General features: G+C 41.3%; 14 protein-coding genes. 4 read left to right on the top strand and 10 right to left on the bottom strand.

Features of this window, described 5'->3' with window-relative positions; genetic code table 11:
* Positions 1-19: 19 nt before the first annotated feature.
* Complete coding sequence (ilvM, locus tag AAGD16_RS01280) at positions 20-262, bottom strand: acetolactate synthase 2 small subunit (RefSeq protein WP_024602120.1); 243 nt, start codon at positions 260-262, stop codon at positions 20-22.
* On the bottom strand, positions 259-1,908 hold the full coding sequence (ilvG, locus tag AAGD16_RS01275; protein WP_024602119.1) for an acetolactate synthase 2 catalytic subunit: 1,650 nt from the start codon (positions 1,906-1,908) through the stop codon (positions 259-261). The genes ilvM and ilvG overlap by 4 nt, the downstream gene beginning before the upstream one ends.
* A gap of 529 nt (positions 1,909-2,437) precedes the next feature.
* On the opposite strand from ilvG, the gene AAGD16_RS01270 reads away from it, so the two are divergent.
* The 4 genes from AAGD16_RS01270 to AAGD16_RS01255 all read left to right on the top strand — a co-directional run bounded on the left by AAGD16_RS01270 (position 2,438) and on the right by AAGD16_RS01255 (position 7,383).
* On the top strand, positions 2,438-4,111 hold the full coding sequence (locus AAGD16_RS01270) for a phosphoethanolamine transferase (RefSeq protein WP_096038094.1): 1,674 nt from the start codon (positions 2,438-2,440) through the stop codon (positions 4,109-4,111).
* Complete coding sequence (locus AAGD16_RS01265) at positions 4,108-4,479, top strand: diacylglycerol kinase (RefSeq protein WP_008112748.1); 372 nt, start codon at positions 4,108-4,110, stop codon at positions 4,477-4,479. The genes AAGD16_RS01270 and AAGD16_RS01265 overlap by 4 nt, the downstream gene beginning before the upstream one ends.
* Positions 4,470-6,404, top strand: a complete 1,935-nt coding sequence (locus AAGD16_RS01260; RefSeq protein ID WP_013463858.1) for an LTA synthase family protein — start codon at positions 4,470-4,472, stop codon at positions 6,402-6,404. The genes AAGD16_RS01265 and AAGD16_RS01260 overlap by 10 nt, the downstream gene beginning before the upstream one ends.
* A gap of 100 nt (positions 6,405-6,504) precedes the next feature.
* On the top strand, positions 6,505-7,383 hold the full coding sequence (locus tag AAGD16_RS01255; protein ID WP_013463857.1) for a TraB/GumN family protein: 879 nt from the start codon (positions 6,505-6,507) through the stop codon (positions 7,381-7,383).
* A 6-nt stretch (positions 7,384-7,389) separates the two neighbouring features.
* On the opposite strand, the gene modF is transcribed toward AAGD16_RS01255, so the two are convergent.
* The 8 genes from modF to rpsL form a co-directional block, all read right to left on the bottom strand.
* Positions 7,390-8,841, bottom strand: coding sequence for a molybdate ABC transporter ATP-binding protein ModF (gene modF / locus AAGD16_RS01250; RefSeq protein ID WP_013463856.1), 1,452 nt, complete (start codon positions 8,839-8,841; stop codon positions 7,390-7,392).
* Between the two features lie 67 nt (positions 8,842-8,908).
* Complete coding sequence (locus AAGD16_RS01245) at positions 8,909-10,633, bottom strand: response regulator (RefSeq protein WP_013463855.1); 1,725 nt, start codon at positions 10,631-10,633, stop codon at positions 8,909-8,911.
* Between the two features lie 119 nt (positions 10,634-10,752).
* Complete coding sequence (locus AAGD16_RS01240; protein WP_377113148.1) at positions 10,753-13,083, bottom strand: fatty acid cis/trans isomerase; 2,331 nt, start codon at positions 13,081-13,083, stop codon at positions 10,753-10,755.
* A complete protein-coding gene (locus AAGD16_RS01235; RefSeq protein WP_377113145.1) occupies positions 13,083-13,445 on the bottom strand; it encodes a hypothetical protein in 363 nt (120 codons plus the stop codon). Before AAGD16_RS01235 ends, AAGD16_RS01240 begins: the two co-directional genes overlap by 1 nt.
* Before the next feature lie 723 nt (positions 13,446-14,168).
* Positions 14,169-15,353 carry an elongation factor Tu gene (gene tuf, locus AAGD16_RS01230; protein ID WP_013463851.1) on the bottom strand — a complete coding sequence of 395 codons (1,185 nt, stop codon included), beginning with the start codon at positions 15,351-15,353 and terminating at the stop codon, positions 14,169-14,171.
* Positions 15,354-15,415: 62 nt separating this feature from the next.
* Positions 15,416-17,530 carry an elongation factor G gene (gene fusA, locus AAGD16_RS01225; protein ID WP_013463850.1) on the bottom strand — a complete coding sequence of 705 codons (2,115 nt, stop codon included), beginning with the start codon at positions 17,528-17,530 and terminating at the stop codon, positions 15,416-15,418.
* A 27-nt stretch (positions 17,531-17,557) separates the two neighbouring features.
* A complete protein-coding gene (gene rpsG, locus AAGD16_RS01220; protein WP_010392135.1) occupies positions 17,558-18,028 on the bottom strand; it encodes a 30S ribosomal protein S7 in 471 nt (156 codons plus the stop codon).
* Positions 18,029-18,125: 97 nt separating this feature from the next.
* Positions 18,126-18,500, bottom strand: coding sequence for a 30S ribosomal protein S12 (gene rpsL, locus AAGD16_RS01215; protein WP_002958885.1), 375 nt, complete (start codon positions 18,498-18,500; stop codon positions 18,126-18,128).
* Between the last annotated feature and the right edge of the window lie 186 nt (positions 18,501-18,686).

Below are 18,686 nucleotides of genomic sequence, written 5' to 3'. Positions count from 1 at the left end.
AAATCTGTTAAATTTTTTGTTATACAGCTTGTTGCTGTAAGCTTTGCAGCTTGACATGTTTCACATCAACCAATTTATTTAGTTGACTGGTAAGCAAATAAATTGGTTTATCGCTATCAACCGTCATGGCCATATTATATTGGCCATCGTCCATATTGAGCTGCAAGTGAGTTAAATCAAAACCACGATGACGCACGACACGTAAAAAGCGCTCGATTGCGACACTTTGGCTTTTTAAGGCAATAGTTAAACTATGTTTCATTGTGCTTTCTCCGTCATCATTTCATCGTTAGCAGCCCCAGGTGGAACAAGTGGCCATACGTTTTCTTTATCATCAATACAAGCATGAACAATGTAAGGCCCATCACTATTTAATAAGGCTGTAATTGCATCATCCACTTGGTTGGCATGAGTAATCGTTTGCCCCGCAATACCAAAAACAGCCGCTAGCTGCACAAAGTCAGGGTTATCTGACAAGTTAGTTTCGCTATAGCGCCCTTCAAAAAATAACTCCTGCCATTGGCGTACCATGCCTAAACGCTGGTTATCAAGTATCAGTATTTTTACTGGTAAATTATTACGACGAATAGTGGCAAGCTCTTGGATATTCATCATGATTGAGCCATCACCTGATACGGTGATCACAAAGTCATCTTTTCTCGCTATTTGTGCGCCGATTGCCGCAGGTAAACCAAATCCCATGGTGCCTGCACCGCCACTGCTTAAGTGGTTGCATGGATGGTTAAATTTCATATGCTGCGCAACCCACATTTGATGCTGACCCACATCGCAGCAAACAACACTGGTGCTTGGCATACGCTGGCTTAGTTGATTAAGTAAATAAGGGGCAAATACTTTTTCACCAGGATAGTCGTAGCGCCATGCATGCTTAACCATCATTTGTTTATTATGATCGCACCACGCTTTTGGCGTAACGACGCACTCAAGGGCGGGAAGTGAGGTTTTTAAATCAGCAATTAAAGAAGCCTTTGCGGGTTTACGTTTACCGACCTCGGCTGCATCTATGTCTAAATGAATCACGTTTGCTTTTGCAGCAAACTTAGCTAAGTTGCCTGTTACACGGTCATCAAAGCGAGCACCAATACACACTAATACATCACATTCTTGCACCGCTAAATTAGCGGCTTGACCACCATGCATACCTAGCATGCCTAAATCATATTCGTAATCAGGTAATACACTGCCCAATGCTTTAAGGGTTGAAACCGCAGGCATCTGCGTTTTATTTAAAAATTGCATTAATTCATTTTGCGCATCAGCGGCATGAACGCCCCCACCAACATACGCTACGGGTTGCTTGGCTTCACTGAGTAATTGATTGGCGATAGCAACTTGGTTTAAATTAAGTTGCGGTAAGTATTCATCTGCCGCTAACCAAGGTTTAAAAGGCACCTGCGCCATTTGAATGTCTTTGGGGATATCAACTAAAACGGGGCCTGGACGGCCGCTTTGTGCTAAATGCATCGCTTCTTGTAATATTTCGGCTAAATCTTCTGCTCGCTCAACCATGTAACTGTGTTTAGTACACGAAAGCGACATGCCAAGCACGTCAATTTCCTGAAAAGCATCAGAGCCAATAGCGGCGGTTGGTACTTGCCCTGTAATAGCAAGTAAAGGCACTGAGTCCATCATGGCATCTGCCAATGCGGTAATTAAATTAGTAGCTCCAGGGCCTGATGTTGCCAAGCACACACCTAAACGTCCAGTACTGCGTGCATAGCCCACGGCGGCAAACCCTGCACCTTGCTCATGACGAGTAAGATAATGTTTTACAGGCGCACCATACAAGGCATCGTAAATGGGCATAATAGCACCACCTGGGTAGCCAAATACTTCATCTACGCCGTGTTTGGCGAGTAAATCGATTGTTAGTTCTGCGCCTGTCATTAGTAAATCCTCATTCCTGTGTGACAACCCATTAAAAATTTAACTCTAAAACTAAAAAGCCCCCCGGACGGTTAAGTGCGGAGGGCTTTTCAATGCTTAGTTTTTTAAAGCACTACGAAGCCCTCGCAGGAATAATCACCACGATAATAATCAGGACTAGGTTAAGTGCATTTTTAAGCATAAAATTCAGTACCATTTAAGATTTAGTCATTGCGAACATCTTGTTTCGCTGTCTTTTTATATTAGTACCGCGCTCAGGGCGGTAAGTCAACACCAAATTCAATTCAAAATAATTATAAAAACACGCTTACTCAGGTTTTAAAATTCAATTAAACCAGGTTAAATAGATTTTTTATCCCTTCATTTCAACTCAGGAAATTCACTATTCTTATAACACTGAATTCTGGTTTGATTAATTTTTAGTAAGCCACCTCATTTTTATCTAACAAAATTAAAATAAATCGATTTCTTAAGAGTTTCTTAAGTCTGGCAGCCTAGCATAACAACGTTCACGAAAAAGAGGCGTGTTATGAACCCAACTTTCAAACTCAGTAAGCAACCGCAAGAAAATACTAAAAAACGCTTTTATTTTAATTGCAGTGCTAATGCATTCATTATTTTTATGGCTTGTTATTACGGCTTAGTTATTAATATTCCATTTATGCATGGTGCGTTTAGCGCTATTACCTCGTTGCACACATTTTCATGGCTATTTTTGTTTTCTGTGCCGTTACTACTGATTTGTTTGCTAATCATATTCTTTTCAGTGGTTTCTATTCGGGGAATACTAAAACCCATTAACTACTTGCTGCTAGTGCTCTCGAGTGCGGCGTTATATGGCTCATTGAACTATGGTGTGGTGTTTGATTATTCCATGATACAAAACACCGTCGAAACTGACTCTAGTGAAGCGTTAAGCTATTTAAACCTGCAACTTGTTGGCTTTTTACTGCTTTTTGCCGCATTACCTGTCTTTATTTTGAGTAGAATAAAAATAAACTGCGCTCGCCCATACAAAGAAGTTATTAGCCGTCTTAAACTGCTTTTAGCAAGCTTTGCACTGATTGCATTAGTGGTCGTTAACTTTTACGCCGATTACGCGGCAACGGGTCGTAATAACCGTATTCTTAAAAAAGAAATTATTCCATTTCAATATCTCTCTAGTGGCTACAAATACGCCCGTGACCAGTTACTTTATAGCGATATTGAATTTAAAAATATTGATACCACGCCAACTTTAGCATCGCCAAGCACAACACGAGTTACTGTTATCGTGGTAGGTGAAACCGCTCGAGCTGAAAATTTTTCCTACCAAGGCTATGAGCGTAATACCAACCAATACACGCAAAAACATAATGTCACTTATTTCGATAACGTATCGTCGTGTGGCACGGCCACAGCAGTGTCAGTACCATGTATGTTTTCACTGCAAACTCATGCCAATTTTTCTCGTTTAGACAGTGATAACCAGCAAAACGTAATTGATTTGATACAACAAGCAGGCGCAGATGTCTTGTGGGTTGATAATAACAGTGGCTGTAAAAACGTCTGCACGCGCGTACCTACCATTAATATTGATACCAAAGCATCTGAACTATGTGATGGTAAATACTGTTTTGATGAAGCGTTACTAGCCCCTTTAAAGTACAAGCTTGCCAATTTGAGTCAGGCTAATACGGTTATAGTGCTGCATATGATGGGTTCACATGGCCCTACTTACTTTAAGCGCTACCCTGAAAAATTTAAACAGTTTAGTCCAACCTGCGACCGCAGCGATATTCAAAACTGTAGCGCTGAAGAACTGGTTAACACCTACGATAATACAATTGCTTATAGTGATTTTATCAACGCTCAAGTTATTGAACAGTTAAAGGCACTGCCAGCTAATATTGATAAGCAGTTACTGTATGTGTCAGACCATGGCGAGTCGCTCGGTGAAAATGGCGCATACTTACATGGCTTTCCCTATGCATTTGCACCAACAGCTCAAACCCATGTGCCTCTTTACATCTGGGCTGATGAGCATAATCAGCGCATTACAGCCAAGTGTCTAAACAACTTAAATAGCACTTTAGCGCAATCACACGATGCTATTTTTCATACCCTTTTAAGCTTAACCGGTGTTGCGAGTAAAACCTACCAAACCTCTGAAGATTTACTCGCGTCATGTCAAACGATTAACCATAGCGAAACTAAAATATGAATAATAAAACCGTTATAAAACGCCAAGGCCTAATGCGCCTAATTTTTACCTTAAGCCATACATTTAACGGCCTAAAATGGATGAGCCGATTTGAGGCTGCTTTTCAGCAAGAGTTGGTTTTATTTAGTTTGCTAGGCGTATTTGCCTGCTTGCAAGAAATTACTTTAAGTAGCAAATTAATCTTGATTGCCAGCTTATTGTTTGTGTTATTTGCTGAGTTGGTCAATACCGCAGTCGAAGTGGTGGTTGATCGCATCGGTAGCGAATATCATGAACTATCAGGCCTAGCTAAAGATATTGCATCCGCCAGTGTCTTTATCGCCATGCTTATTGCTATTTTAGTTTGGTGGTCTGTGCTATGGACTTAATCAGTAGCACTAAAAAAGTACTGGGGCCATTGTGGGTTTTAGCGGTATTTTTTTTCGCACTCCTATGCTTGCTAACTTTTGCGCGATTAGGTTTAAGTTTGTGGCAAAGTGGCCGTGTATTTACCGAAGGCGCCTGGCACTTTGTTTTTGTAGGCGGTTTACGTGTTGATATAGCAACATTATGCTACATCATAACCCCCGCTTTGTTACTAACACTTGCAGCACATGCTCTCAAATTAACTGCTTATATTCGAGGAGTCGTAAAGTGGTATTTAGTAATAATGGCTGCAATGTTAGTGTTTTTTGAGGTTATTACACCCACGTTTATTAACGAATACGACTTACGCCCTAATCGCCTATTTATTGAATACCTTATTTATCCTAAAGAAGTCTCTAAAATGATTTTTTCAGGTTACAAACTCGAAGTCCTCTTCGCTGTTTTAGCGCTCGTTTTCACCATTAAATTTGCTAACAAAATTCTTACTCAGCAATGGCAAAACCGCTCGTCCCTAGGGGCAATAAAACTATCACTATTAGCTGTTATTATATGTAGCCTAACACTGTTAGGCGCTCGAAATTCATTAGGCCATCGTCCATTAAACCCCGCTATGGTGGCATTTTCGACCGACCACTTGCTGAATGACCTCACGCTTAATTCATCATATAGCGTAGCATTTGCGTTAAAACAGCTCTCCAATGAGCAATCAAGTCAGGCATATTATGGCAAGGTCCCTCAAGAGGAGTTACTCGCCACAGTACGCAGTACCATGCAAAATCCTCAAGCAATATTTAATAATCCAAATGCCCCTACCCGCACTTTTCATCAGGCAAGCTACCAAGGTAAAAAGAAAAACCTGGTTATTATTCTGCAAGAAAGCTTGGGCGCTCGTTATGTAGGTACCTTAGGTGGCTTACCCTTAACGCCTAATATAGATGCACTTTATCAACAGGGCTGGGGATTTGATAACTTATACGCTACCGGCACTCGCTCTGTACGCGGTATTGAAGCAGTTATAACCGGTTTTACACCGACTCCCTCACGCGCGGTTGTAAAACTCGATAAATCACAACGTGACTTTTTTACCTTGGCTAGTTTTTTAGCAAAGCAGGACTACCATACTCAGTTTATTTATGGTGGAGAAAGTCACTTTGACAACATGCGTAGCTTCTTTTTGGGTAACGGCTTTAGTGATATTGTTGATAGTGAAAGCTTCGATAACATTAACTTTAATGGTTCATGGGGCGCATCTGACGAAGATTTATTTACTCAAGCAGATAAAGAGCTGAATAAATTACAACAACAGCAAAAGCCATTTTTTAGTCTGATTTTTAGTAGTTCTAATCATAGCCCTTATGAATTTCCGGACGGTAAAATAGCCCTGTTTGAGCAACCAAAGCAAAGCCGTAATAACGCAGCTAAATATGCAGATTATGCCCTAGGCACATTCATTGAAAAGGCGAAAAAGTCATCTTACTGGGACGATACTGTGTTTATAGTGATTGCTGATCACGACTCACGCGTGTCTGGTTCCAGCCTTGTACCTATTGATCACTTTAGAATTCCTGCGGTTATTTTTGGAAACGGTATTAAGCCCAAACGCGATCATCAATTAGCCAGTCAGTTGGATATTCCTACCACCTTACTGTCGCTTATTGGCGCCAGCGGTGAACACCCAATGATTGGTCACGATCTCACTCGCCCTGTGGCCAAAAATAAGCAGCGTGCAATGATGCAGTACGATAAAAACTTTGCTTACATGCAAAATGATAACGTTGTTATTTTGCAGCCAGATAAACCGGCAACCACCTATATTTATAAAAATAAGCAATTACACCCCAAACATAACGATAGCGCACTCATCAAGCAAGCTCGTGCGCTGGCTAATTATGGCAACATGGCCTACAGCAATAATTGGTATCAATAACACCGAAAAATGCCTGATTGATTAATCAGGCATTTTTACGTTACCTATAAAGTAAACTAAGTTAGTATTTATAAAACGACTTAAACTTGGATAGGATTTTATGAACGTGTCATTACGTATTAGTCATTTATTTATGGTGTTATTACTTTTAGCCTTTAGCGTCAATGGCTATGCAGCACCGGCTCTATTCAAAATAGAAAAACAAGGCGCTAGCTCGTATTTATTTGGCACCGTGCATGTGGGTGATGCCAGCATGAAAGGGCTACCACAAAAAGTGACTCACGCACTGGATGACAGTAATCAAGTTGTTGTTGAAGTGGATATAAGTAAACTATCACCATTACAAATGCAACAACGTTCTATGCCGTTTATGCTGCTTACTAACGGGCGTACGCTACAGAGCGAGCTTTCAGAAAAAAATTATCAACTCCTCAAAGACTACTTTGCTAAAAAATCGATTGATATTGCCATGTTCAACAGTTTTAAACCTTGGGCTGTCATGTTGACCATGATGCAAATTGAGTTTCAAAACGCGGGCTATTCTGATAAAAACGGCATCGATAAGCAAATACTCGAGTACGCGCAAAAGCACAGTATTAACATTGCGGAGCTTGAAACCATAGAGCAACAACTACAGATGTTTAATGGCTTAGAGTCATTAAGCAATGCCATGATGGCAGAAACTTTTGAGCAACTAAGCGATATTAATACCTACTTTATCACCCTAGTGGATGCATGGAAAAAGGGCGATATGCAAACCCTAACCAGCTATTACCACACCAGTTTTGATGACAGCCAATACGGTCAACAAAGCGAGCAAGTGATGCTGATTGAGCGCAATAATAATTGGGTCACTCAGCTCACGCCTAAACTTGAACAAGGTAAGGTGTTTATTGCGGTAGGTGCTCTGCACTTAGTTGAGCAGCATGGTTTAATTAAACAACTTCGCGACCAAGGGTTTAAGGTTACTCAGTTATAAACAAGCTTATATAAGCGTCTCACTATGAGCAGCTTGTTGCCCATAGTGAGCCGGTTTAAAATCTTCCATTTTTAAGGTGTGTTCAATCCCTTTAATGGTATCTGCTGCATGATGGTTTACATAAATAACGGTACTCGTTTTTGCAGCACACACCTTTTCAATCAGCAGTAAAACGCGTTGACGATTTGCCTCATCAAGCCCTAAACATGGCTCATCTAAAATAAGCAAAGCAGGATGTTTAACCATTGCGCGCACAATCAGTAATAGTCGCTGATCGCCATACGATAGCTGGGTAAAAGCGCTATTTGTTTTGTCACTTAAACCTATTAGTGCCAACCACTCTTTAGCTAAACGCGTTTGTAACTCACTGGCTTGTTGATATAAACCTATACTATCGAAAAACCCTGAAATAATAGTATTAAGCGCCGAAATACTCACTCGATACTGCAAATGTAGCGTATTTGAAATATAACCAATGTGCTGTTTTATATCCCAAATACTCTCCCCTGTGCCACGCTTAAAACCAAACACTTCAATCTCATTGTTATAGCACTGAGGGTTATCACCTGTAATTAAATTTAATAAACAAGTTTTACCTGAGCCATTTTTCCCGGTGAGTTGCCAGTGCTGATATTGGTTAATCGTCCAGTTTAAATTTTCAAAAATTGTTTGTTCGCTGTAACGCACATGAGCATTAGTGAGCTTAACAAGTGGCATGTTTGTCGCTGATTTAAAACAGCGCTCAGGCGCACCGGGAATACTTAATGATGTATGCTCTAAATGAAGTAATTTGAATAAATCCGCTTGTTTTGCTGCACACGGTTTTGCCAAGCTATGTTGTAAACGACCATTATTCACATAAGCAAAGTGATCAACAAACGCTGGAATTTCGTCAACACGGTTTAGCACAAACACAAAGCAGGTTTGTGCGCTCAACTGCTGTAATAGGCGGTTGAGCTGCCCAACCGATTCAGAGTCTAAGCCATCAAATGGTTCATCAAGCACAACTAAATCACTGTTAGCAGATAGCGCTTTAATTAATAATAATTTACGCGTTTCGCCAGTAGATAAATCAGTAAAATCACGATTAAGTAAGGCATCAAAATTAAAAGCGGTGATTAACAGTTGGCATAAATCGCTATTTATTTGAGGCTCAGCAAAGAGCATGTCTGTTACTTTTTGTGGCTTTTCACTTTTACGATGCGTATTAAGTAACTGCTTTTGTAGATCACTTGACACTAATTGTAGCTTGTTAAAGGTACTATGACGTTGCCCGCTTTGTTGTTTTGCTTCACCAATTAACGCTGCTGCGAGTGCTGATTTTCCAGCACCATTACCCCCGAGTAAGACCCAATGTTCACCCTGCTTTACTTGCCAAGTTAAATCGTCGATATAATACCGTTCACTGTCATCGGTAGATAAATAACCACTAAATTGCTGTAGTAAAATTGAGCGCACGTTAGATCCCAAAACAGAGCTTAAAAACTCAAACTAACGTAATAAGGAATAATTAAGCAAGTGAGATTTAATCAACCTCAGGTAGAAAAGCATCGTTTAGCGCCGCGATTATACTTTGCTGATCTATGGGTTTATGAATATGACCTATTGCTCCACAAGCTTTAGCGCGAGCAAGATCACTATCAGAGGTGTTTGCGGTAACCACAATAATCGGCAGTGTTTTATCGTTATCATGCAAGATTTTAGTGGCTTCAAACCCATCCATAACCGGCATATTTAAATCCATAAAGATGACGTCATAAGATTTTTTGGCGACCATTTCACACGCTATTTTGCCATTCTCAGCGCATTCAGCGTGTATGTTCAATGCAGTTAATAGCTTAGTGAGTACCAGCATATTAAGTGGGTTATCTTCAACGACTAAACAATGTAAGTTATCAGGCATTGACGATGACTTGCTTAAAGTAGTATCCATCTCTAATGGTAATGTTAAAAATACAGATGCCCCTTGCTGACGATTATTTTCAAAACGAATCTCGCCCTTAAAGGCATCAACAATATATTGTACACGGGCAAGGCCTGTTCTGAGTCCTTGAAAATGGTTACTTTGCTCAGTGCTGTCTAATTCTAATTGCTCGATAAGGTGATCAAAGCCACAGCCGGTGTCCTCGACGCTCAGCGATAGTTGGTTATTGTTGAGCGTAGCGATGACTTTTACCTCTCCTTGCTCTGTAAACTTTAATGCATTACTAAGTAGCTCATTAACTATTTGTTGTAAGCGTGCATGATCTACAATCACCGCGCAGTCTAAGCTCGCTGCTAACTCTCTGATTAACTTTAACCCTTTTTCAGTACAACCATATTCATACACAACTAACACTTTATTTATGGTGGTTAGTAAGTTGTCAGAGGTCGGGTTTAACGACCAACGATTTAAACTCAGCGCTTGTAAATCTTGTAATTCATCTAACATCGCCAACAACCTCGCCGAGCAATACCGAGCTTGGCGCTGTATATCCTGCTGTGAAGTGGGAATTCTTAGCTCATCGATCGAGGTAATTAACCCCTGTAATGGGGTTCTAAATTCATGACTGGCTCGTGCAATAAAGTGCTCTTTGTTATTACTTACCTGCTCTGCAAATTCTTTTTGTTGTTGATACTTTTGTAAGGTCTGCAGAACTCGTTTTTCCATCGGCATAAACACAAATCTAAGTTCTAAAAACAATAATGCCAGAGTAAAAAACCAACAAAGCAGTTCAATACTAGAGATCCAATCAACCTTTTTTACCGCTTGTTGCTCAAATAAGCTCACCGCAGTGTCTAATTTTTTGAGTAATGCTTCAACTTCGCTCACAGAAAACGAAGCCAAATTAATAGGCTCCTTTCGAGAAACCAAATTTTTAGCTTGCGTTATAAAGGCCAACACTTCTGCATCTAAGTTGCTTGGGGGGGCATAATATAAATCAAATAAAGGTGTATTTAGACAAACTGCGTCACCTTGTTCATCCTTAGTGAGTAAATATTCATGGGCTTGTTCAAATAACTCAAGGGAGTGTTTTAACGATTGAAGATGTTGTGCGTGGTTATCCGTTTGATTAATTAATGCATTGCTATGCCAAGCTATTTTTTGCGAAAGCATACGTTGCTTGCCAGCTATATTGATAATTTTTGCATCGTATTTTTGCACTGAAAAGAAGTATTGCATCAGTAATGCAGATACGCTGACCAACAAGGCAATAGCAACTAAAGCCCAACGGTAACGTTTGCGAATACTCTTAACAATGTTGAACATACACTAGGTTACTTTTTTTGTTTTAACTGTAGCCTAAGCTTAGCAAACTAATTACTAAATTATTAAATATAAAAAACCCAGCTAGTTAAGCTGGGCTCTTGTAACCGTTTAGCGTGTACCTAACGATTTTCTAGTCGATTATAATCAAACATGCCAAATTCAACACCTCGGTACTGGCGGGCAACCTGATGTAAAATATCGCTGTATTGCCAAAATTGCGGGTGAGTTCGACGAATCGCAAACTTAGACTTTAAAGCGCGATAATCAGCTTCCACTTGCATTAGCGGTAACTGTTCGGCAAAGGCCGAAACCTGTTGGGCGTTATTTAAATACCAAATTGCAGAAGGGTAATCACCAATAAAGCCCGGAACAATTGTCACCGTATCTTCTTCATAGGCGCGCTGTCCATCTTCGTTTAGTAGACTCGAAATATTATAGTGCGCGTTATGGTGAATAATCGTATAGCCTGTGTGGCCATCCTGCTCTTTCACTAGCACATACGATAGCTGTGGCAGTAAGTTAACTGCTTTAGCAGGCATGGTATTAATCGCACTTAATGGTGCGGGTACTTTTTTATAGTCATAACGAGGACTTAAAACGGGCTCTAATGCCTCTTTAATTAAGCCATATAGCTCTGATTGCGGTTCATCTGTTTGATAGTTAATACCGCTGGGTTGACTAAACTCACGATTGTTTTCAAAAAAGGTCGACAAACTAGGTGGTGATTTTCGATACCAACTCTGTTTAATTGTCTCTCGCTGAGCTTCAGGTAACAAAGCTAAAAAGTTGTGCTCACCCTCTAAACGTAAAAAGTCCATGTATAAGCGCGTTATTAATTGATGGCCAATATTGCCATACACATCAAAGCCCGCAACTAACAAGTAATGAATACGCTCAAACAGCGCGTAATCAAGCACCCACATAGTTTTAGGTTGTTGGCCAATAAAGCCTTTAACTACAGTTGCACTATCAAAGTGTCGAAAAATAGTCAGTGCCGCATTTTGATTGTGCCCATCCCCTTTCCACAATAAGTCGGTGGTTAAATGCTCGCCGTTTTTGAACAGATTATTAGCAAGCTCTACCTTGGCTTTTAAGTAACGTTTTTCGCGAACCGAGTATTTGACCCAATTAGAAATCGGTAACGCATTACTTTCCTCTGCTGCGGGCAACTCTAATGCATCCTCATGTTGTACCAGCATTTTACCTACCGCCGGAGTCGCTACCTTTTTAGGATCAGCAAACGCCACCCAAAAATGATCATTAATCACATTGAGTGCTATTTGACCACGACAAACAGGGCCTTTAATAAAGCCCATAATAATTAGCTCAGCTTCATCTAGCATAAATTGATATTTTGCATCTATAGGCAGTGCTTCAAACGTTTTAAACGGGTTTGATGCAAGGGTAGGCTCGTAGCTTGGTAAACTAGATACAGTGTAATTTGGCGCAATAAATTGCTGGTAAATACGTGCCAACTTTTCATCATTAAGTTTAAGCGGTAAATGCGTTTTTGATAAAATAGTAGAACGGTCGTGAAGCAGTCGATAATAAACACGCTCAACGTTTGGATTATCGTAAGGGCGACGAGAACTTATTAATTTAATGTCTTCACCAGGGGGAGTACTTGAGCGTACCAACTTAAAAAAGTTAGGTGATTGTGCATCACTAAAATAGATGTGAGCTAAAAACCAATGCTCATAAATATAGCGCGCTGATAATTGGTACTTCAAACTATCTTGATTTAAAAATGCTTCCCAGTTTTTTACTTGCGCAAGCTCACTGGCTGATGGCGGCTTGATGTGCGCCATTTTCCCGCCTTTTTTAATCCAGTTTTGTAAGTGCTGAAATTCAGCAGCAGTCACTCCAGGCAAGCCATAAGGCATACCCGCATGCGGTTGCTCATCCGCTAATTGGTCAAACTCACCCATCGCCGCACAACTTTGGTTGCGGCTAAGCGAAAAATCAAAACGTTCATCTAATACTTCATCTTCTGGCAAGGGTGAACTTTGCTTTAATACCAGCATATTAAATAACACACTACCCGCTAAATTGGCTTCTTCAGTTTGTGCTCGCTCGTTTAATACCGGGCTAAATTCTTTATCACGCCATTGCTCAGTCGTGGTTGCATCAAATAATAATCGGCTCGGCGTTGAGGCTAACAACCGAGTACCATCGTAAACCAACTCTTTACTGAGGCCTCTGTCGATACCTTCAGGAGAAGAGAGTTTTAATTGGCAAGGCGCATCATAACAGCCATGACAAACCACGCAGCGGTTATCGAGTACAGGCTTTACTTGCTGTAAAAACTCAGCCCCAGCACCGCTATTATGAGCAACCATACGATCTTGTGTTTGCTCAGGACCGAATAACTCATTGTAATGTGCATTACCTAAGTAAGCACAACCACTTAAGATAATCAGTACAAAAGTACCTATAATATTTTTTTTCATTATTCAGTCTCATCACCTAAATCGAACGTAGGCATCATATCGATTTGTGGTGATACGAATGTTAGGTTTTCAACAGTAGTCACCACAGCGCTTAATAGAGGGCCCTGTGTTATGGTTAATTGAGCGTCATGCCCGCTATGCGCTATGGTAGCAAAGCTTGAATTGATGATATTCAACTCATAGTCTGCAATGCTAATGCCTATACTACTGTCAGCACTGGGGTTCTGGCATAGTTGAGTAAGCAGCTCATCACTTAAGATAACTGAAATTTCCAAGTCAGGCTGCGCTAAGTCACGGGTACTTAGTGTTTCATCTAGAATAAATAAAGGAAGTGTTAAATTGCTATCTTGTTCAAGTTCCATTGGACTCTCTGCGCTACTGACTATTTAATTATTACCTATTATAACAACGTTCCAACTTAAATAACGATAAACAAGCCATAAAATAGCCTCGTTAATTTTTAAGCAGCGGTATCAATGCTGCTTTAAACTTCGTTACGACAACAGGAACGCCTAACTTCACTAATTAAAACCTGAAACCTGCAGCATTACAGTAATTGAGAACTCAACGATCGTTGCTACTAAGCACCAATGCATAAGGTAAGTGTAGAACCTTCATGCTTTACCCTCTAAGTGCGATAAAACTCAACCCAAGTGACAGTGTTAAATTTACACCGAGCTGCTTTATACCAATCCGCAATAATACTCAATCATTTTGCGGGGCTAAACGTGCCGCTACCTGTGTTAAAAAATTCTCATTTAGAACAACTAAATAGCGAATTTTTTGCCTAACTATCACCCCGTTTTTCCTGCCTCAAAATAGACCGCTTAATTAAGCGAATTGGTATTACCTAAAACCTTAAACCTTGCACCTGAAACCTTTATTTTATTGCAGGCATTAAAAAACCCGAGGCTAAGCTCGGGTTTTTTCGTATTAATTAGCTAGGCTAATTATTACTCTACGATAGTTGCTACAAAGCACCTACGCCTAAGGTAACTGCGCCACCTTCACATGATGTAAATCGCAGCCATTAAAAAAGGCCACCTAAGTGACCTTTTTCTAACAATTAACTTAAACGTTAATTATTACTCTACGATAGTTGCTACAACACCAGCACCTACAGTACGGCCACCTTCACGGATAGCGAAACGAAGACCTTCGTCCATCGCGATTGGCGCGATTAGCGTTACTGTCATCTTAACGTTATCACCAGGCATTACCATTTCTACGCCTTCTGGTAACTGTACGTCACCTGTTACGTCAGTTGTACGGAAGTAGAACTGTGGACGGTAACCTTTGAAGAATGGAGTATGACGACCACCTTCATCTTTCGAAAGTACGTATACTTCTGAAGTGAATGTAGTGTGTGGCTTGATTGAACCAGGCTTAGCTAGTACTTGACCACGTTCAACGTCTTCACGCTTAGTACCACGTAAAAGTGCACCAATGTTCTCACCAGCACGACCTTCGTCAAGAAGCTTACGGAACATCTCAACACCAGTACAAGTAGACTTAGTCGTCTCTTTGATACCAACGATTTCAACTTCGTCGTTCACGTTGATGATACCAGCTTCAACACGGCCAGTTACAACAGTACCACGACCTTGGATTGAGAAAACGTCTTCGATAGGCATGATGAATGGCTTATCGATGTCACGCTCTGGCTCTGGAATGTAAGTATCTAGTGCTTCTGCAAGCTCTACGATTTTAGCTTCCCATTGCTCTTCGCCTTCAAGTGCTTTAAGTGCAGAACCTTGAATTAGTGGTAAGTCATCACCTGGGAAGTCGTATTCAGAAAGAAGTTCACGAACTTCCATTTCTACTAGCTCAAGTAGCTCTTCATCATCAACCATGTCACATTTGTTCATGAACACAACGATGTAAGGAACACCAACTTGGCGAGAAAGTAGGATGTGCTCACGAGTTTGTGGCATAGGGCCATCAGTCGCAGCTACTACTAAGATAGCGCCATCCATTTGAGCAGCACCAGTGATCATGTTTTTAACATAATCGGCGTGACCAGGACAATCTACGTGTGCGTAGTGACGAGTAGGAGTATCGTACTCAACGTGTGAAGTTGAGATTGTGATACCACGCTCGCGCTCTTCTGGAGCGTTATCGATTGATGCGAAATCTTTAGCAACACCGCCGTATACTTTTGCAAGTACGTTAGTGATTGCTGCAGTTAGTGTAGTTTTACCGTGGTCAACGTGGCCGATTGTACCAACGTTTACGTGCGGTTTTACGCGTTCAAACTTTTCTTTTGCCATCTTAAAAAATTCCTAATAAAGAAATTAAAGCCTGACTCAGTATTGAGCCAGACAAGCTAAAATCATATAACAGCGCGAGCTGAAATTATTGTATCTGCAACCTGTTTAGAGGCTTCAGCGTACTTCAAAAACTCCATAGAGTATGAGGCACGGCCCTGTGTTGCAGATCGTAAAGCAGTTGCATAACCAAACATTTCAGATAACGGAACCTGAGCATTAATTTGCTTAAGTCCACCAAGTGCATCTTCCATGCCTTCGATCATGCCGCGACGACGGTTTAGGTCGCCAACTACATCACCCATGTTTGCTTCAGGAGTGAGTACTTCAACCTTCATTACTGGCTCTAATAAAGCAGGGTTTGCATCTAGCGCACCTTGCTTCATAGCGAGTGAACCTGCTATTTTAAATGCCATTTCATTCGAATCTACATCATGGAATGAACCATCATATAAAGTCGCTTTCACGCCAAGTAATGGGTAGCCTGCCAGTACACCTTGAGCCATTTGCTCTTGGATACCTTTGTCTACCGCAGGGATGTATTCTTTCGGAACTGACCCACCTACGGTTTCGTTAACGAACTCGTAAATTGGGGCTTCATCATCCGAAATATCCATCGGTTCAAGTTTAAGCCAGACGTGACCATATTGACCACGACCACCTGATTGACGTATGAACTTCCCTTCAACTTCAACAGTTGAACGAATAGCTTCTCGGTATGCAACCTGCGGCTTACCAACGTTACATTCAACACTGAATTCACGTTTCATACGGTCGACAATGATATCAAGGTGAAGTTCACCCATGCCAGAGATAATCGTCTGGCCTGATTCTTCGTCAGTTTGTACGCGGAAAGATGGATCTTCTGCCGCTAGTTTACCTAGCGCGATACCCATTTTATCCTGGTCAGCGATTGTGCGAGGCTCAACCGCAACAGAGATAACTGGTTCTGGGAATTCCATACGCTCTAGCGTAATAATAGAATTCGGATCACACAGTGTCTCGCCTGTTGTTACGTCTTTGAGACCAATAGCCGCCGCGATGTCGCCTGCGTAGACTTCTTTGATCTCTTCACGTGAGTTTGAATGCATCTGAACGATACGACCAAGACGCTCACGCTTACTTTTTACTGGGTTATATACCGCGTCACCCTGTTTAACAGTACCAGAGTAAACACGGAAAAAGGTCAAGGTGCCAACAAACGGGTCTGTTGCAATCTTAAAAGCAAGTGCAGCAAACGGCGCTTTATCATCAGCAGGACGCTCTTCCTCGGTACCATCTTCGAGGATACCTTGGATTTGTTTCACTTGTGTGGGTGATGGCATGTATTCAACAACGCAATCAAGCACAGCTTGAACGCCTTTGTTTTTAAATGCACTACCACAGGTCATGGGAACAATTTCGTTCGCTAATGTGCGTTGACGCAAAGCATTTTTAATTTCTGCTTCGCTTAACTCTTCACCTTCTAAGTATTTATCCATTAGTTCTTCAGAGGCTTCAGCAGCGCTTTCAACTAAATGAGAGCGCCATTCTTCAGCTAAATCCTGAAGTTCTGCCGGTATTGCCTCATAAGAGAAAGTCATACCCTGGTCTTCATCATTCCAGTTAATAGCTTTCATTTTAATAAGGTCAATAACACCTTTAAAGTCGTCTTCAGCGCCAATTGGCAACTGGACTGGAACAGGCGTTGCTCCAAGACGAGATTTCACCTGGCCGACAACCGTTAAGAAGTCAGCGCCTGTGCGATCCATTTTATTTACGAAGATCATTCTCGGAACTTCGTATTTGTTCGCTTGACGCCAAACTGTCTCAGTTTGCGGCTGTACACCAGATGAAGCACAAAGAACAACTACCGCACCATCTAGTACACGTAAAGAACGCTCTACTTCGATAGTGAAATCTACGTGTCCTGGGGTATCAATGATATTGATGCGATGGTCGTCAAATTGCGCGTCCATCCCTTTCCAGAAACACGTTGTTGCAGCAGAAGTGATTGTGATACCACGCTCTTGTTCCTGCTCCATCCAATCCATAGTTGCGGCGCCATCATGTACTTCACCGATCTTATGAGAAAGACCTGTGTAGAACAGAACACGTTCTGTTGTGGTGGTTTTGCCTGCATCTACGTGAGCACAAATACCGATATTGCGGTAACGCTCAAGTGGAGTTGTACGTGCCATAAAATCCTCTTAAAGGTTAAGGACAGATTACCAACGGTAATGAGCGAATGCTTTATTCGCTTCAGCCATACGGTGAACGTCTTCACGTTTCTTAACCGCAGTGCCTTTGTTGTCAGCAGCGTCAACGATTTCTTGAGCTAAACGTAAGCCCATAGATTTTTCGCCACGCTTACGTGCAGCGTCTACTAACCAACGCATACCTAATGCGTTGCGACGTACTGGACGTACTTCAACTGGTACTTGATAAGTTGAACCACCAACACGGCGAGATTTAACCTCTACCTGTGGACGGATGTTATCAAGTGCAGTTTCAAAGATTTCTAGGTGCGACTTGCCTGATTTCTCAGCAGCCACGTCTAGCGCACCATAAACGATTTTTTCAGCAGTAGATTTCTTGCCGTCTAACATTACGATGTTAACGAACTTAGCAAGAAGTTCCGATCCGAACTTAGGATCTGGAAGAATTTTACGTTGACCTATTACGCGTCTTCTAGGCATTTTGTATCTCCGGTTTATTCAGGTTTGCTCTTTCGAGTCAATCACCCAAAACAATAATTAATAATATTTAGTGCTTGGCCTTACTAACGGAAAACAATTAGCCTTTAGGGCGTTTTGCACCGTATTTAGAACGAGCTTGACGACGGTCGCTAACGCCTGCACAGTCAAGTGCACCACGTACAGTGTGAAAACGCACACCTGGTAAATCTTTAACACGACCACCACGGATTAGGATTACACTGTGCTCTTGAAGGTTATGACCTTCACCACCGATGTATGAAGTTACTTCGAAACCGTTAGTTAAACGTACACGAGCTACTTTACGTAACGCCGAGTTTGGTTTCTTAGGTGTAGTTGTATATACGCGAGTACATACACCACGCTTTTGCGGACACGCTTTAAGCGCAGCTGAGTTACTTTTAGTAACCTTGCTACGACGTGGCTTACGCACTAGCTGGTTAATAGTTGCCATTTAAATAGCTCCTGAAATTAAAATTACTACTGAAAAAAATAAAAAATCCGCCCTTGTTTTACCAGCATGTTTTAAACGTGCAAGTAAATGGGTGGCGGAATTTTAATGAGCAAAGATTGACCTGTCAACCTAAACCGCTCACAAGGCAGTAGATAACTGCCTTGTGAAACTCTAATCTATTGATTA

This window comes from Pseudoalteromonas sp. M58, assembly GCF_042604605.1.
GTDB classification, from domain to species: Bacteria; Pseudomonadota; Gammaproteobacteria; order Enterobacterales; family Alteromonadaceae; genus Pseudoalteromonas; species Pseudoalteromonas tetraodonis.
This window is presented reverse-complemented; position numbering and strand designations above follow the sequence as displayed.

Excerpts from the sequence above, each read along its gene's own strand:
- AAGD16_RS01240 (WP_377113148.1), bottom strand. The coding sequence starts at position 13,083 with ATGAAAAAAAATATTATAGGTACTTTTGTACTGATTATCTTAAGTGGT.
- AAGD16_RS01265 (WP_008112748.1), top strand. The coding sequence starts at position 4,108 with ATGAATAATAAAACCGTTATAAAACGCCAAGGCCTAATGCGCCTAATT.
- AAGD16_RS01245 (WP_013463855.1), bottom strand. The coding sequence starts at position 10,633 with ATGTTCAACATTGTTAAGAGTATTCGCAAACGTTACCGTTGGGCTTTA.
- ilvG (WP_024602119.1), bottom strand. The coding sequence starts at position 1,908 with ATGACAGGCGCAGAACTAACAATCGATTTACTCGCCAAACACGGCGTA.
- tuf (WP_013463851.1), bottom strand. The coding sequence starts at position 15,353 with ATGGCAAAAGAAAAGTTTGAACGCGTAAAACCGCACGTAAACGTTGGT.
- AAGD16_RS01235 (WP_377113145.1), bottom strand. The coding sequence starts at position 13,445 with ATGGAACTTGAACAAGATAGCAATTTAACACTTCCTTTATTTATTCTA.
- AAGD16_RS01260 (WP_013463858.1), top strand. The coding sequence starts at position 4,470 with ATGGACTTAATCAGTAGCACTAAAAAAGTACTGGGGCCATTGTGGGTT.
- rpsG (WP_010392135.1), bottom strand. The coding sequence starts at position 18,028 with ATGCCTAGAAGACGCGTAATAGGTCAACGTAAAATTCTTCCAGATCCT.
- AAGD16_RS01270 (WP_096038094.1), top strand. The coding sequence starts at position 2,438 with ATGAACCCAACTTTCAAACTCAGTAAGCAACCGCAAGAAAATACTAAA.
- AAGD16_RS01255 (WP_013463857.1), top strand. The coding sequence starts at position 6,505 with ATGAACGTGTCATTACGTATTAGTCATTTATTTATGGTGTTATTACTT.
- ilvM (WP_024602120.1), bottom strand. The coding sequence starts at position 262 with ATGAAACATAGTTTAACTATTGCCTTAAAAAGCCAAAGTGTCGCAATC.
- rpsL (WP_002958885.1), bottom strand. The coding sequence starts at position 18,500 with ATGGCAACTATTAACCAGCTAGTGCGTAAGCCACGTCGTAGCAAGGTT.
- fusA (WP_013463850.1), bottom strand. The coding sequence starts at position 17,530 with ATGGCACGTACAACTCCACTTGAGCGTTACCGCAATATCGGTATTTGT.